We start from the raw sequence: 14,207 nt of genomic DNA, 5'->3' as shown, positions 1-14,207 counted from the left end.
AGCGTCTGTTTACACTCCCCAAGGGGCTTTCGTCATGATCAGCGGTTGGAGTGGCTGTGCTGGCCACCGCGGATCTTGGCCTCCGTCGGCTGGGCGGCGGCACCCTTCTTGCCGGCCTTCGACGGGTCGGCGCTGTTCTTGTCACCGAAGCTACCGGTGCTGGCCTGACCACCCTTGTGGGCCTGCTCCGCAGTGTCGGCACGATTACCGAATTGGCCGGGGTTCTTCGGGTCAGCCATTGTTGCTCCTCTCTCCGGTTCTGTTGGTGGGAGCCGTACAACCGGCTCGTTCAGCGAATGCCCGGGCAATCGCGAGTCAAACAGGGCGGGGGCAGATAGTGGCGTCGGTTACCGCCGCGTCCGTCCGGTGAGCGACCACGCGGCGATTACCAGCACGATCACCGCGGCCAGCGCCCCGACGACGAGGACCGTGGTGAGGCTGTCATGGCGGCGTCCGTCCGGGGCGCTCGCGGCCGGTGTATCGCGCGGCGGCGGAGACGCAAGGGTCACACTGGGATTCGCCGGCGTACCGGTGTCGCCGGGCAGCGAATCCACGCTTGCGCCGGAGGGCAGGGCGAACCCGTAGTCGAGCAGTCGCGCGGCCTGCTCGGGCGGCCGGATCGGCAACACATCGGCCTGCAACAGCGTGACCACCAGCCGGTGTCCGTTGCGCTCGGCGGCGGTGACGAAGGTCTGGCGGGCGTCGTCGGTGTAGCCGGTCTTACCGCCGAGATCGCCGTCGTAGTCGTAGAGCAGCCGGTTGTCGTTGGCGATGGGGAAGCCGGGATGGTCCTTGTCGTCAGGGATTTGGGGATTGGCGGGGTAGCCGGGGAAGTCCACCTGTTGGGTGCGGACGATCTCGGCGAAGGTGGGGATGGTCATGGCCTCGCGGAACAGCTCCGCCAGATCATAGGCCGAGGTGCTCATGCCCGGCCCATCCAGGCCGGAGGGCGTGGCGGCGCGAGTATCCAAGGCCTGCAGGCGCTTTGCCACCTCGTTCATCTTCGCGACGGTGGCTTCCTGGCCGCCGAGTTGGGCGGCGATGGCGTGCGCGGCGTCGTTGCCGGAGCACATGAGCAGCGCCTGCATCAGCTGCTTGTTGGTGTAGCGCCCACCGGGCCCGATGCCGACGCGGGTGCCGTCGGCATTGGCGTCCTCCTGGGTGCCGACCACCACCTTGTTCAGATCGAGGTTGCGCAGCGCCACGATGGCCAGCAGCACCTTGATGGTCGAGGCGGGGCGGTAGCGGCCGTGGGGATCCTTCGCCGCGAGCACCCGGCCGGTGTCCATATCGGCGATCAGCCAGGCGGTGGCGGAGAGTTCGTCGGGGACCGGCGGGGCACCGTCCGGGAGCACCAGCCCGCATGCGCCGAGTTTGTCGCCACCGACCGCCGGTGAAGGGACCGGTAGCGGCTGCGGGGCGGTGTCACCCGGTGCGGGCACCTCGGAGGTGTCGATCGCCGGGGGAGGGGTCGACCTGTTGGGGCAGGAATCGGTGTTCGGGGTACTGAACGGCGTGGTGGTCGTCGGTGCCGCAACCGCCGGGGGCGACAGCGCAGCGTCGAGGCCGGTCAGCGCCGTCGCGCCGAGGACACCGGCCGCCAGCGCGGCAGCCGCGAACGATCTGGAGCGGCGAACGCGCCGGGTCATGCAGGTGCTCATCGCTTTGGAGCTTAAGCGGACACGGGCCCGATGCCGAGGTGAGCACGACCCGCGGACAGGTATTGCAGTGACTCTAAAATGATGGCTACTATCAAAAAGTAGAACCAATCAAATGGATGTGCCTGGCAGGCCACGGGGGCGCAGTCGTAGGAAAGGAAGTCGCCATGACCGGGAACGAGGCCGCGGTGGCGCGGAAGAACGACGAGGGGGCGGGGAAGGCGCGGTGGCTGGCACTCGGCGCGCTGGCGATCACCATGCTGACCGTCGGCCTGGACACCACCGTTCTGGTGGTTGCCCTGCCTACGATGGCGGTCGACCTGCAGGCGAATACCGCGGCGCTGCAATGGTTCACGACCGCGTATACGTTGGCCCTGGCCGGTCTGATGCTGCCCTCGGGCGCGCTCGGTGACCGCTACGGCCGCAAGAAGTTCCTGCTCGCCGCGATGGTGCTGTTCGGTGCCGCATCGGTGGGGTGTGCGTTGGCGACCTCGTCGGGACAGCTCATCGCCGCCCGGGCGGTCCTGGGTGTCGCCGCCGCGGCGATGATGCCGCTGTCGATGTCGGTGCTGCCGGTCATGTTTCCCGATCGGGTGGAACGGCAACGCGCACTGACGATCTGGGTCGCCGCGGTGATGCTGGGCATGCCGTTGGGCCCGATCGTGGGAGGCTTGCTGCTGCAACACTTCTGGTGGGGATCGGTGTTCCTGATCAACGTGCCGCTGGCGATCGTCGGTCTGCTCGCGGTGGCCGCGCTGATTCCGGAATCTCGCGGCGACAACGCCTTTCGTATCGACGTTCTCGGTGTATTGCTCTCGGCCGGTGGCATGCTCGGGTTCACCTACGGCTTCATCCGCCTGGGCGAACAGGGCTGGGGTGACGGCATCGCCTGGGTCACGGTCGTCGCCGGAATCGCGCTGCTGGCCGTGTTCGGGTGGTGGCAGCGCCGCGTTGCCCATCCACTGGTGGACTTCGCCCTGTTCACCACCAGCGGATTCCGTTGGGGTACCGGATATTCCGTGATGGTCCAGTTCGCGATGTTCGGGTTGTTCTTCACGGTGCCGCAGTATTTCCAGGCAGTGTTGGGCGCGGATTCGCTCGGCAGTGGGCTGCGACTGCTGCCATTGATGGGTGGGCTCTTCGTGGGAGCCCGGATCGTGGACAAGCTGCTGCCGAAGCTGGGACTGCGAGTCGTACTCACCGCCGGCTTCGCGCTGCTGGCCGCCGGTCTGACGATGGGGGCGCTGGCTGACGTGGACAGCGGCTACGGCTACATCGCGACGTGGATCACCGTGCTGGGTGTCGGCATGGGTTTCGTCGCGCCGTCGGCAATGGGCATGGCGATGGGTGAACTGACCCCGGAGCGGGCGGGGTCGGGGTCGGCGCTGCTGACGGCTCTTCGGCAGGCGGGCGGTACCGTCGGTGTCGCGGTACTGGGTACCGTGCTGTCTGCGCAGTACCGGTCGGAGTTGGGAGGTTACGACCACGAGCCGGTCTCCGACGGTGTCAACGCCGGAGTCGAGGTCGCCCGCACACTGGGTGACCCGCAGATGCTCGGTCAGGTCCAGTCGGCCTTCGTCGGTGGCATGGGCGCGATGCTGTGGGTGTGCGCGGGGATCTGTGCGGTGGCCGCCGTGCTCTCGGCGATCTTCACCCGCGGTTCGGTGTCCGACGCCGGGGCCGAGATCGGTAGGGGACAATCGGTGCATGTCGGCTGATTCGAAGGCACCGCCAGCCAGGGTCCATCCGGGAGCCGCGACGCCCCGGATGGGCCTGCGCGAGCGGAAGAAGGAGAGGACCCGCCGCACGATCCGGACGGAGGCCTTCCGCCTGTTTCGCGAGCAGGGTTATGCCGACACCACGATCGAACAGATCGCCGAGGCGGCCGACGTATCGCCCAGCACCTTCTTCCGGTACTTCCCGTCCAAGGAACGGCTCGTCCTCACCGACGATCTGGATCCCGTCCTGATGCGGGCCCTCGAAGCACAGCCTCGCGACCTGACACCCATGGCCGCCTTCCGGCAGGCCGTCCTGGATACCCTCGCCGCGATCGACGAGGAGGAACTCGAATTCGAGCGCCAGCGGGTGAAATTGATCTTCGGCGAACCCGAACTGCGGGGAGCGCTCGGCCAGGAGACCGAGCGCAATGTTGCGATGCTTGCGGACATGATCGCTCGCCGCGCGGGGCGTTCGCCCGATGATCTGGAAATCAGAGCGTTCTCCGGAGCGCTGGTCGGCGGTCTGCATGCGGCCTTCGAGGACGGCGAATTCGACCTCGACAGGCTGGTCCGGGTCTGCGAATTCCTCGAGGCGGGGATGCCCCTGTAGGTCCCGGCCAAAAGCATGCCGGGACCTACAGGCGATGACGGATCCGGCGGGGCCTAGAGGCGATGACGGATCGGGCGGGGCCTAGAGGCGATGACGGATTACGCCGACCGGTGAGCCAGTTCGCGGGCGACGACGTCGTCGGTCATTGTCGAGAAGAAGCCGCCCACCACGTCCTCGATCTCGGAAATCGAGTCGGCGCAGTACAACACGGGCTGGTAGTGGGTGATGTCGTAGACCGCCGTGCCCATCTCGTGGATGTTCAGCGGCCGCAACTCCGCACTCCGGAACTCCTCGATCTCGCCGTAGGACGACAGCAGACCCGCGCCGTAGCAGCGCACCTCGCCCTGCTCGCGAACCACCCCGAACTCCATGGAGAACCAGAACACGTCGGCCAGGAACTTCAGTGCCGCATCGGTTTCCAGCCGAGCCACCGCCGCGCCCACCTCGGCGTAGATCGCGGCGAAGCGCGGGCTGGCCAACTGGTTGGCGTGGCCGATGATTTCGTGGATGGCATCCGGTTCGGGGGTGTACAGCGGCGCCGAATGATGGCGAATGTACTGGGTGGAGTGGAAGACCCGGTCGGCGAACGAGCCGAAGAACTGCCGCAGCGGCACCAGACCGGCCGCCGGTACGTAGCGGAATCCGCTGAGCGGCACCAGCTTTGCCGTGACCTCGTCCAATTGCGGGATGTGGTCGGCGGGCAACCCTAGCCGCTGCTCCCCGGCCAGCACCTCCGCGGAGGCGTATTTGCGGTGCTTGCGGGCCAATTCGGCGGAGACGATCCGCCAGACATTCTGTTCTTCGTCGGTGTAGTCGACCTGCGGTAACGGCTCGCCGGGGCGATACGACAGCGCCATGGCGGCGATGGCGTTGCGGCGGGCCCGATACTCCGGGTCGTGCACACCGGGGTGCTCGTCGCTCAGATGCACCGTCACATCACCGTCGGTCCCCTTGGTCACCGGCGAGTACAGCTGAGCTTCATTGAACATACCTCGATGCAAGCACTGACCGACCGATCCGACAACAAACGTTCGCCCAGCTGTGCAAATTGTCTAGTGTGCCGTTTACGTCCATTCCCCATCCCGGCGCCCCCTATTCGTCTCCCGGCCGCGCCCACCGCTCATTCCCCGGCTGCGCCCACCGCTCATTCCCCGGCTGCGCCCACCACTCACTTCTTGGCTGCGCCCACCACTCACTTCCTGGCTGCGCCACCACTCATTTCCTGGCGTGCTTTCCGCCAGGAAAGGGGCATTTCGCGACACTTTGTTCGAAGCGAGCGGCTGGGGGTAGTGCCATAGCGCGGACAGGACTGGAGGGTACGGCCGCCGGATCGGATTGTGGTGCTCGGGACGACGCGGTGGCCGGCCGCTATCGGTGGGATGAGCGAGTGCCATGGTGGAGCACGGGATCTGCTGGTCTGTGTACAGGCTGGAAGGTTGTTCGGTGGTCCGGCCGCGCGGCGAGCTCGATCCCATGACCTATCGCCGATTGGGCGATGATCTGGTGAAGTTCGCGATGGAACAGCCGCGGGCGGTCATCGTGGTCGTGGACGAGCTCCGAGTGCGGTCGGATCCGCTGCTGACCGTCTTCGCCACGGCGTGGATGCGGGTGGGCGAGTGGCCGGGCGTCCCGATCGTGGTGGTAGCAGAGGACGACGACCTGCGACGGCGGTTGGCGCACACCGCGATCGACCGCTTCGTCGCGGTCCACGCCTCCGTAGGCGAGGCGCTGGATGGGGTCGACGAGCCCGCGCCGCGGTGGCGTGCCCGCCTGCCGCTGGTTCTCTCCGGTGACTGCGCCCAGCGGGCACGGCGCGTCGTCGAGGAGGTGTGCCTGCGCTGGGGCGTGCCGGAGGTGTGCGCCGATGCGCAGCTGGTCGTCACGGAACTCGTCGAGAACGCCCTCGCCCACACGGCGGACCGCGAAATCCAGCTGCGCCTGGAACTTCGGCACAATCTGCTCACCGTCGCGGTGGCCGACGAGGACCCCCGCGAGGCCATGCTGCGCGAGTCGGTGGGCGCCGCCGCGTGGCTGCACGGATTGCATGTCGTGGCCCGCATCGCCCGGTCGTGGGGGTGTGCGCCGCAGTGGCCGATCGGAAAGGTCGTCTGGGCCGCGCTGCAGACCGATGGGCGGGTGCAGTGAATTTGTCGCTTTCATCCCCATTTCACCGCAGTGTTGCTCGCGGTTCAGCCGTGCCGGGCACGATCCGCTCGAGTTGTTGTCGTTCGCGAAGAGTGGGTGTCGAATGCCGTTCGTCTCGTCCGGATCTCCGGGTGTTCGGGTAGGGGTCGTCTCAGGGGCCGCCGCGCTGCTGATCGGTTTGCTCGCCGCGTGCGGGTCCGATTCGGGAGAGCAGTCGAACGGGCAGTTGATCACGCCCGGTGCGCACGGCACGCTGAGCGACAACGGCGGCGCCCGCCGCGCCACCGGCGATCGCAGTGCGGCCCTGCGGGATTCGATCAACTCGCGGCAGGCGAAGAATGTGATCCTGCTGATCGGCGACGGGATGGGTGATTCGGAGATCACCGTGGCCCGCAATGTGGCCGAGGGTGCGGGCGGCTATTTCAAGGGAATCGACGCGCTGCCGCTGACCGGGGCCTACACCCACTACTCGCTGGACAAGAACACCGGAAAGCCGGACTACGTCACCGATTCCGCGGCCAGCGGGTCGGCGTGGGCGACCGGAACCAAGACCTACAACGGCGCGATCGGTGTGAATATCGCGGGTGCGCCGCAGACCAACCTGCTCGAGATCGCCAAGGCCAACGGGAAGGCCACGGGCAATGTGACCACCTCGGAGATCCAGGACGCCACCCCGGCCGTACTAGCCGCGCACGTGACCGACCGCAAATGCTATGGGCCCGAGGAGACCTCGTCGAAGTGCCCGACCAATGCGCTGGAGAACGGCGGTCTCGGCTCGATCAGCGAACAACTGCTGGCGACCCGTGCCGATGTGACCCTGGGCGGCGGGGCGAAGAGCTTCGAGCAGCAGGCGACCGCGGGTGAGTACCGGGGCAAGACCCTGCGCGAGCAGGCGAAGGCCCGCGGGTACACCATCGTCTCCGACCGGGCCGGACTCGACGGGGCTACCAAGGCCGATCAGGACGCGCCGCTGCTGGGCCTGTTCGCCCCCGGCAATATGCCCGTCCGCTGGACCGGTGAGACGGCGGTGCGCGACGGCCTGACCCGGCCCGCTCAGACCTGTAAGGACAATCCCGCCCGCAATTCCGCCGCCATGCCGGATCTGGCGGGCATGACCCGCAAGGCGATCGACCTGCTGAAGGATCGCAAGGACGGCTTTTTCCTGCAGGTCGAGGGCGCGTCGATCGATAAGCAGGACCATGCCGCCAATCCGTGCGGTCAGATCGGTGAAACCGTGGACTTCGATGCCGCCGTGCAGGCCGCGCTCGAATTCGCCGAGCGGGACGGCAACACTCTGGTCATCGTGACCGCCGACCATGCGCACAGCAGCCAGATCGTCCCGCTGGAAACCAAATCCGCGGCGTTGACCAGCAAGGTGGTCACCAAGGACGGCGCCGAGATGGCCATCTCCTACGGCACCGCCGACGAGGGCGGCTCCCAGGAGCACACCGGCAGCCAGCTGCGCGTCGCCGCCTACGGCCCGCGTGCCGCCAACGTCGTCGGCCTCACCGACCAGACCGACCTGTTCTTCACGATGGTCGATGCGATGGGCCTGGACCGGGGAAAGCACCCGGTCCAGGCAAAGTAGCGGCGATCCGGTCCAGGCAACGTAGTGGCGATCCGGCTCGGGCAACGTAGTGGCGATCCGGCCCGGGCAACGTAGTGGCGATCCGGTCCGGGCAAGGTGGTGGCGATCCGGTCCAGGCGAAATAACTTCAGATGCCGTCCGGAACTATGCGGCCAGTGCATAGATTCGAGACGAAAGGAATTTCTCGCCTGTGTGCGGTGTCCTTAGAGTGGGCAACGGCCGCCCACCGGACACCGTCGTAGATAGGTGCGAGATGCCCAACCTGTATCCGGAGATCGCCTTCGGCCCGGCCGCGCTCGAGCGGCAGCGGCGAGCGGGTAGTTATGTGAATTACGGAGCACAATTGGAACCCGGTCGTACTGCCGACGACCGGGATCCTCCGCTCGATACCCGGCGCGGCGCATTCGTCCGAGCGGCCGACTTCTTCTTCCTCGCCACCGTGACTCCGGGCGGATGGCCCTATATCCAGCATCGAGGTGGGCCGAAAGGCTTTGTCCACGTGCTGGATTCGAGCACGATCGGGTTCGCCGACTTCTCCGGCAATCAGCAGTACGTGACGACGGGCAATCTGGAACACAACCCGCGCGTGGCGATGTTCTTCGTCGATTACCCACTGCGGCAACGGCTGAAGCTGTTCGGGCGGGCCCGGGTGATCGAGCGCGACGACGACCCGGACCTGCTCGAGCGACTACTGGCGATCGGGTCGTCGACCATCCGCAGCCGCGCCGAACGGTCGATTCTCATCACCGTGGACGGCTACGACTGGAACTGCAGCCGCCACATCCACCCGCGCTACGACAAGCAGCGCCTGGACGAAGCGCTCGCCCTCGAACGCGCCGACGCGGCACGCCGAGCCGAGCAATACACCGAAACCATCGAGGCCCTGCGCGCGGAGAATGCGGCGCTGAAGGCGCGACTCGAGGCGAGTTGCGGGGTCACTGAGCGGGTCATCCCGTAGCGAGCATGGTGACGGCCACGGCCGCCGCGATCAGGCCCACCGCCTGCGGCTTGGCCACCCGCTCCCGGAGCACGGTGACGCCGAGCAGCACCGGGATCACCGGATACAGCGCCGACAGCACGACCGCGATCACCACGAGTTGCTGCTGGGTGGCCGAGAGATAGCACAGCAGCCCCACCGCCGCGATGGCCCCGGCGAGTGCGGCGGGGAGCGTGGTACGCGACCACAGCCGCAGCGAGGCGGAGGCCGATGCGGCCCACGGCACGATGGTGAGAATCGCGGCGGCGCGCCCGGCGGCGACCGGCCAGCCGCCCGCGGCGGGTGTGGCCTGCGCGAGAGCCAGGTACTGCACCGCGATACCGAAACTCGCGATCAGCCCGTCCGCCGCGGCGCCGGGCGTCGAGGTGGACGTGGTACGCGTGCGCGACACCAGCCACAGGGCGGGAACAGCGGCCAGCATGCCCAGCCAGGCCAGCGCCGAGGGTCGCTCGCCGAGCAGGGCCACCCCGGCCAGCACGGGCAGCGCCACCCCCGCCACCGCGCTGATCGGCACGACCACACTCATGGCCCCGCGGCCCAGACCCCGGAACAGAAACACCATGCCCACGCCGCTGCCCACCCCGGACAGCGCGCCCCACGCCAGGTCCGCGAGCCCGACCGCGCGGGTCGGCACGAGGGGCGCGATCGCGACGGCGGCCAGCAGGCCCCCGGCCTGTCCGAGCAGCGCCACGGCGATGAACGATGCCCGCCGCGCCAACACCCCGCCGGTGAAATCCGAAAGGCCGTAACAGATTGCCGAAGCCAGTGCGAGAAGGGCTCCCATGGTCACCTCCGCCCCGTGACCACCGCATCGACGGTCGGTTCTTCCGCATGAAACCGCATGGTCCTCGCATTACCCGAATCCCCGCTGTGCAAGCCCCTCCTCCGCCGATCGCAAGCAGGCGGGTCAGGTGTTCCCAGTTGTTAACCAGCAATTGATCATTCGGCCCCGGCGACACCGATCGGCCGGGCCGGAATCGGTGCCTGACCGGGCGTTTGCGACGCGCCGGGCGACACACGAGCGGTACTGGGGAATTTACATTTCGCCTGCGGGGCCGACGGCAGGTGTTCCGTTATCGTTCATCTCACTGTCCGATGCTGCTGCTGGCGCGCCAGGGTGGAACGTCGATCCGGAGCGTTGTGACCCGGGGAAGGCACCTGCCCGAACGTGGCCGGAGACCGTCCCGAAAGATCGAGGGAACGTGCCTGCACCCGTTACTCTCACCGGCCGCCTCGTGCGACTGGAACCCATTGCGCCGCATCACATTCAGGGGCTCGCCGAGGCGGGCTCGGGCGATCGCGACGCCTATGCGTTCACGCCCGTTCCGCACGGGGTGGACGAGGCCGCCGACTATGTGGCGGAAGCCGTTGCCGGACATGCCGCCGGGACCGCGCTGGCCTTCACCATCGTCTCCGTCGCCGACGACCGGGTGCTGGGTTCGACCCGGTTCACCCGCTTCGACTACTGGCAGGGACCGCTGGTGTGGCCGGTCGTGCACGGCCTGCCGTCGGGTGACCCGCTGCGTGCGGTGCCCGATGCCGCGGAGATCGGCAATACCTGGCTGTCCACGCACGCCCGCGGGGCGGGGGCCAATCCGGAGTCGAAGCTGTTGCTGTTGCGGCATGCCTTCGAGGTGTGGCGGGTACGCCGCATCGCGCTGCGGGCCGACGTGCGAAACCTGCGCTCCCGCATGGCCATCGAACGCCTCGGCGCCACCAGCGACGGTATCCGCCGGGCGCACTCGCGCGGCCTGGACGGCGAGATCCGCAGCACCGCGTTCTACTCCATCCTGGACGAGGAATGGCCGACGGTGCGCGCCACGATCGAAGCGCAGCTGGCGACCACCGGCCGCCTGCTCAACGCCTGAGCGCAAACTCGGGCCATCGGAGACCCGGACGCGATGGCCGCCCGAATCCTCAACGGGCGGTGACGAATCCCCGCGCGACCAGCCAGTCGCGGGCGACGACTGCCGGCTCGCGCCCTTGAATGTCGACCTGGCCATTGAGTTCGGTAATGGTCTCGTTGGTCAGCAATGCCGAGATCGGTGTCAGAATGTCCGCGATCTGCGGATGCGCGTCGGCAAGGCTCTTGCGCATCACCACGGCGGCATTGTATTTCGGGAAGAAGCTGAGGTCATCGTCGAGCAGCTTCAGGTCCAGCGCCTTCACCCGCCCGTCCGTACTGGTGACGTCGCCGAATTGGCACGTATTGTTCGCCACCGCGGTGAACACCAGCATGTCCTGCATGACCTGCTTGCGCACCTTGCCCGGGTCGATGCCGTACTTGCGCAGCATGCCCGGGAATCCGTCCTGCCGCACGCTGAATTCGGTCCCGACGCAGGTCGGCCCGGCGGCGCCGGAATTGACCAGCCGGGCGTAATCGGAGATGGTCGTCGCGCCGGTCTGCTGGGCGTTGGCGGCGTTGGTCGCCATCGCGTAGGTGTTGTTCATCGGCGCCGGGGCGGCCCACACCATGCCGTGCCGAGCGAGGTCGGCATCGCGGACGGCCTCGAACTGCTCGGCCGGGTCGGGGATCGGGGTCTCGTTGCCGAGATAGTTGATCCATCCGGTGCCGGTGTAGTCGTAGGCGATATCCACCTGGCCCTGCAGCTGGGCGTCGCGCAAGCTGTTGGAACCGGTGATATTGGTCATGTCGCGCACATCGGCCCCGGCCGCGACGAGAGCGAATTCGATGAGGTAGCCGAGAATGTTCTGCTCGGTGAAGTCCTTGGAGCCCACCGTGATTCGCACGCCCTCCAACTGCGGGACAGGCTGGATGCTGCCCGGTCCTACGCGCAGCGGAACGGAGCCACCGGACTCCAGCCCGCAGCCGGTCAGTGCCAGCACCAGGCCGACGACGGCCAGCAACGCCTGCAACACTCGCCTCACCGCAGCCCCCTGGGTCCGAGGAACCGTTCGGCGAGCGCGCCGAGCCAGTCCACCAGCAGGGCCAGCGCGACCGCGAGAATCGCTCCCACCCACAAGGTGACGTTGTCGCGCAGCTTGTAGCCGGTATCGATGAGGATGCCCAGCCCGCCCGCGTTGACCAGGAACGACAGCGTCGCCGTGCCCACCGCCAGCACCAGCGAGGTGCGCAGTCCAGCCAGGATGTAGGGCACCGCGAGCGGAAATTCGATGCGACGCAACACCGTTGCGGCCGACATGCCCTGCCCGCGCCCGGCGTCGATGAGCATCGGATCCACCTGCTGATAGCCGAGGATGGTGTTGCGCAGCACCGGAAGCAGCGAATAGAGGGCGATGGGGCCGACGCCGATCCAGAACCCGGTCTTCTTCGTCCACAGGTAGGCGAGCACGATCAGGCCGATGGTCGGTGCGGCCGAGCCGATATTGGCGATACCGACGAACAGCGGTGCCAACCGCCGATACCGGGCGCGGGTCAGCAGCGTGCCCAGCGGCACCGCGATCACGACCACGATCGCGATGACCGTCGCGGTGATCACCACGTGCTCTCGGGCGGCCGTGGTGATGTTGTCGACGTTCATGCTGGCCTGCTGCGTGGCGGTCAGCTCTCGGTTGAACGCCCATGCGAGCACCCCCGCGGCGGCCGCGACCGCCAGCACGGGCTGGGCGAGCAACCGGATGCGGTCGGCCTGCCGCTCGGTGCGGGGAGACACGGTGGTCATGGCTGATCACCCGAATCCGTTGTCGCCGTGGTGTGTTCGGCCCGCATCTCGGACAGGTGCGCCACCAGGGTGTCGATGGTGATCAGGCCCGCGTATTCGCCGCGGCGGCCGGTGACGACCGCGTTGGCGGTGCTCTCGGTCAGCAGTGCCTCGAGCGCCTCCTGCAGCGTCGAGCGCAGCGACACCGTGCCCGTCACGGGCAGGCCGACCGTGCGCAGGGATGAGGCATGCGCCAGCTGAGCGGCGGAGACCCAGCGCAGCGGGCGGCGCTGGGCGTCGAGCACCAGGCCCCACTTCCACTCCCGCTCGGCGAGTGTGGTGCGCAGCGGCTCCACCTCGTCGGTTTCGGCGGCAGTGGGGCACTGTCCCAGCTCGACGTCCTGAACCCGGACCAGGGTGAGCTGCTTGAGCCCGGCGTCGGCGCCGACGAAACCGGCGACCGTCTCGTCGGCGGGCTCGGCCAGGATCGCAGCGGGAACGTCGTATTGCAGCACCCGGGACTGGTTGCCCAGCACCGCGATCCGGTCGCCGAGCTTGACGGCCTCGTTGAAGTCGTGGGTAACGAACACGATCGTCTTGTGCAGTTCGCCCTGCAGGCGCAGCAGTTCGTCCTGTAGCAGGCCGCGGGTGATCGGGTCGACCGCGCCGAACGGCTCGTCCATCAGCAGTACCGGCGGGTCGGCGGCCAGCGCGCGGGCGACCCCGATCCGCTGCTGCTGTCCGCCCGACAGCTGCCGCGGATACCGGTTGCGGAAGGCCTCGGGGTCCAGGCCGACGAGCTCGAGCATCTCGTCGACACGGGCGGAGACCCGGGCGCGATCCCAGCCGAGCAGCCCGGGCACGGTGGCGATATTGCGAGCCACCGTCAGGTGGGGAAACAGCCCGGCCTGCTGGATCGAGTAACCGATCCGGCGGCGCAGCCGATCCGGATTCTCCCTGGTGACATCGCGGCCACCGATGGTGATCGTGCCCGAGGTCGGTTCGATGAGCCGGTTGATCATCCGCATGGTGGTCGTCTTGCCGCAGCCCGACGGCCCGACGAACACCACGATCTCCCCGGAGGGGATGGTGAGCGAGAAGTCGTCGACGGCCGGCTCTCGTTGTCCCGGATAGCGTTTGGTGACCGAGTCGAGCACGATCTCCGCGCTGGGGTGATCCCCGGCGCGCTCGGGTGTTGCGGTCGCGGTATCAGTCACGGATTCCCCTCGGGGTGGTGAAGCGTCCGACGAGGACGAAGACGGCATCGAGTGCCAATGCCAGCACGATGATCAGCACCGTGCCGGTCAGCGCCATCGGCACCGCGGTCGGGCTGCCCAGCCGGGACAGTCCGGAGAAGATCGAATTGCCCAGCCCCGGGCCCTTCGCGTAGGCGGCCATGGCGAGAATGCCCATGCTCAGCTGGGTGCTGACCCGCACGCCCGCCAGGATCGACGGCCAGGCCAGCGGCAATTCGATCCGCAGCAGCACCCGCAATCGGTTCATGCCCACGCCGCGCGCCGCGTCGGAGACCGCCGGATCGACCGATGACAACCCGACGATCGTATTGCGCAGGATGGGCAGCAGCGCGTACAGCACCAGGGCGGTGACGCTCGGGCGCACGCCCAGTCCCAGTATCGGAATGAGCAAGCCCAACAGAGCGAAGGACGGGACGGTGAGAATGATGCTGGCCGCGGCGGTGGACAACGCCGAACCCCAGGGACTGCGGTGGACCGCGATGCCGATCAGGACGGCCACCACGGTCGCGACCAGTACCGACTGGATGACCGCCGACAGGTGCAGGTACGAGTCGGTGAGCAGCTGGATGCGGTGGTCGACAACGAAAGTCCACAGAGTATTCACCGGTGCCG

General features: G+C 67.8%; 14 protein-coding genes. 6 read left to right on the top strand and 8 right to left on the bottom strand.

The features are described from left to right. Positions 1-38: 38 nt before the first annotated feature. Together IU452_RS02435 and IU452_RS02430 are read right to left on the bottom strand one after the other, a co-directional pair. Complete coding sequence (locus IU452_RS02435) at positions 39-239, bottom strand: hypothetical protein (RefSeq protein WP_195107190.1); 201 nt, start codon at positions 237-239, stop codon at positions 39-41. Positions 240-347: 108 nt separating this feature from the next. Then, on the bottom strand, positions 348-1,649 hold the full coding sequence (locus IU452_RS02430; RefSeq protein WP_228816277.1) for a D-alanyl-D-alanine carboxypeptidase family protein: 1,302 nt from the start codon (positions 1,647-1,649) through the stop codon (positions 348-350). A 176-nt stretch (positions 1,650-1,825) separates the two neighbouring features. Here IU452_RS02430 and IU452_RS02425 point away from each other — a divergent pair, with 176 nt between their 5' ends. Next, positions 1,826-3,376, top strand: coding sequence for an MFS transporter (locus tag IU452_RS02425; RefSeq protein ID WP_228816276.1), 1,551 nt, complete (start codon positions 1,826-1,828; stop codon positions 3,374-3,376). A gap of 49 nt (positions 3,377-3,425) precedes the next feature. Beyond that, on the top strand, positions 3,426-3,986 hold the full coding sequence (locus IU452_RS02420; RefSeq protein WP_195107484.1) for a TetR family transcriptional regulator: 561 nt from the start codon (positions 3,426-3,428) through the stop codon (positions 3,984-3,986). A 98-nt stretch (positions 3,987-4,084) separates the two neighbouring features. On the opposite strand, the gene IU452_RS02415 is transcribed toward IU452_RS02420, so the two are convergent. Further along, the gene (locus tag IU452_RS02415; RefSeq protein ID WP_195107188.1) at positions 4,085-4,975 is read right to left on the bottom strand and encodes a phenylalanine 4-monooxygenase; all 891 of its coding nucleotides are present in this window, start codon (positions 4,973-4,975) and stop codon (positions 4,085-4,087) included. A 454-nt stretch (positions 4,976-5,429) separates the two neighbouring features. On the opposite strand from IU452_RS02415, the gene IU452_RS02410 reads away from it, so the two are divergent. The 3 genes from IU452_RS02410 (at position 5,430) to IU452_RS02400 (ending at position 8,677) form a co-directional block, all read left to right on the top strand. Beyond that, a complete protein-coding gene (locus IU452_RS02410) occupies positions 5,430-6,131 on the top strand; it encodes an ATP-binding protein (RefSeq protein ID WP_195107187.1) in 702 nt (233 codons plus the stop codon). Positions 6,132-6,234: 103 nt separating this feature from the next. Continuing rightward, the gene (gene phoA, locus IU452_RS02405) at positions 6,235-7,719 is read left to right on the top strand and encodes an alkaline phosphatase (protein WP_195107186.1); all 1,485 of its coding nucleotides are present in this window, start codon (positions 6,235-6,237) and stop codon (positions 7,717-7,719) included. Between the two features lie 253 nt (positions 7,720-7,972). Continuing rightward, a complete protein-coding gene (locus IU452_RS02400) occupies positions 7,973-8,677 on the top strand; it encodes a pyridoxamine 5'-phosphate oxidase family protein (protein ID WP_195107185.1) in 705 nt (234 codons plus the stop codon). Here the strand turns inward: IU452_RS02400 and IU452_RS02395 are convergent. Beyond that, on the bottom strand, positions 8,667-9,500 hold the full coding sequence (locus IU452_RS02395; RefSeq protein WP_195107184.1) for an EamA family transporter: 834 nt from the start codon (positions 9,498-9,500) through the stop codon (positions 8,667-8,669). The two genes, IU452_RS02400 and IU452_RS02395, sit on opposite strands and share 11 nt — an antisense overlap. A 418-nt stretch (positions 9,501-9,918) precedes the next feature. On the opposite strand from IU452_RS02395, the gene IU452_RS02390 reads away from it, so the two are divergent. Beyond that, positions 9,919-10,584, top strand: coding sequence for a GNAT family N-acetyltransferase (locus tag IU452_RS02390; protein WP_195107183.1), 666 nt, complete (start codon positions 9,919-9,921; stop codon positions 10,582-10,584). A gap of 49 nt (positions 10,585-10,633) precedes the next feature. On the opposite strand, the gene IU452_RS02385 is transcribed toward IU452_RS02390, so the two are convergent. The 4 genes from IU452_RS02385 to IU452_RS02370 are packed head-to-tail and all read right to left on the bottom strand — an operon-like array spanning position 10,634 to position 14,199. Continuing rightward, entirely contained in the window at positions 10,634-11,596 is a 963-nt protein-coding gene (locus tag IU452_RS02385) for a glycine betaine ABC transporter substrate-binding protein (protein ID WP_416382272.1), read from the bottom strand. 5 nt (positions 11,597-11,601) lie between these two features. Further along, entirely contained in the window at positions 11,602-12,360 is a 759-nt protein-coding gene (locus IU452_RS02380) for an ABC transporter permease (RefSeq protein ID WP_195107181.1), read from the bottom strand. Beyond that, positions 12,357-13,556 (bottom strand): ABC transporter ATP-binding protein, encoded by a 1,200-nt coding sequence (locus IU452_RS02375; RefSeq protein ID WP_324192396.1) that lies wholly within the window; start codon positions 13,554-13,556, stop codon positions 12,357-12,359. The genes IU452_RS02380 and IU452_RS02375 overlap by 4 nt, the downstream gene beginning before the upstream one ends. Next, positions 13,549-14,199 (bottom strand): ABC transporter permease, encoded by a 651-nt coding sequence (locus IU452_RS02370; protein WP_324192395.1) that lies wholly within the window; start codon positions 14,197-14,199, stop codon positions 13,549-13,551. Before IU452_RS02370 ends, IU452_RS02375 begins: the two co-directional genes overlap by 8 nt. Between the last annotated feature and the right edge of the window lie 8 nt (positions 14,200-14,207).

This window comes from Nocardia transvalensis, from assembly GCF_015477765.1.
Taxonomy (GTDB): Bacteria; Actinomycetota; Actinomycetes; order Mycobacteriales; family Mycobacteriaceae; genus Nocardia; species Nocardia transvalensis_A.
This window is presented reverse-complemented; position numbering and strand designations above follow the sequence as displayed.

Bases quoted from the DNA above. Each gene is read 5' to 3' on its own strand.
- IU452_RS02435 (WP_195107190.1), bottom strand. From the start codon at position 239: ATGGCTGACCCGAAGAACCCCGGCCAATTCGGTAATCGTGCCGACACT.
- IU452_RS02430 (WP_228816277.1), bottom strand. From the start codon at position 1,649: ATGACCCGGCGCGTTCGCCGCTCCAGATCGTTCGCGGCTGCCGCGCTG.
- IU452_RS02425 (WP_228816276.1), top strand. From the start codon at position 1,826: ATGACCGGGAACGAGGCCGCGGTGGCGCGGAAGAACGACGAGGGGGCG.
- IU452_RS02420 (WP_195107484.1), top strand. From the start codon at position 3,426: ATGGGCCTGCGCGAGCGGAAGAAGGAGAGGACCCGCCGCACGATCCGG.
- IU452_RS02415 (WP_195107188.1), bottom strand. From the start codon at position 4,975: ATGTTCAATGAAGCTCAGCTGTACTCGCCGGTGACCAAGGGGACCGAC.
- phoA (WP_195107186.1), top strand. From the start codon at position 6,235: ATGCCGTTCGTCTCGTCCGGATCTCCGGGTGTTCGGGTAGGGGTCGTC.
- IU452_RS02400 (WP_195107185.1), top strand. From the start codon at position 7,973: ATGCCCAACCTGTATCCGGAGATCGCCTTCGGCCCGGCCGCGCTCGAG.
- IU452_RS02395 (WP_195107184.1), bottom strand. From the start codon at position 9,500: ATGGGAGCCCTTCTCGCACTGGCTTCGGCAATCTGTTACGGCCTTTCG.
- IU452_RS02380 (WP_195107181.1), bottom strand. From the start codon at position 12,360: ATGACCACCGTGTCTCCCCGCACCGAGCGGCAGGCCGACCGCATCCGG.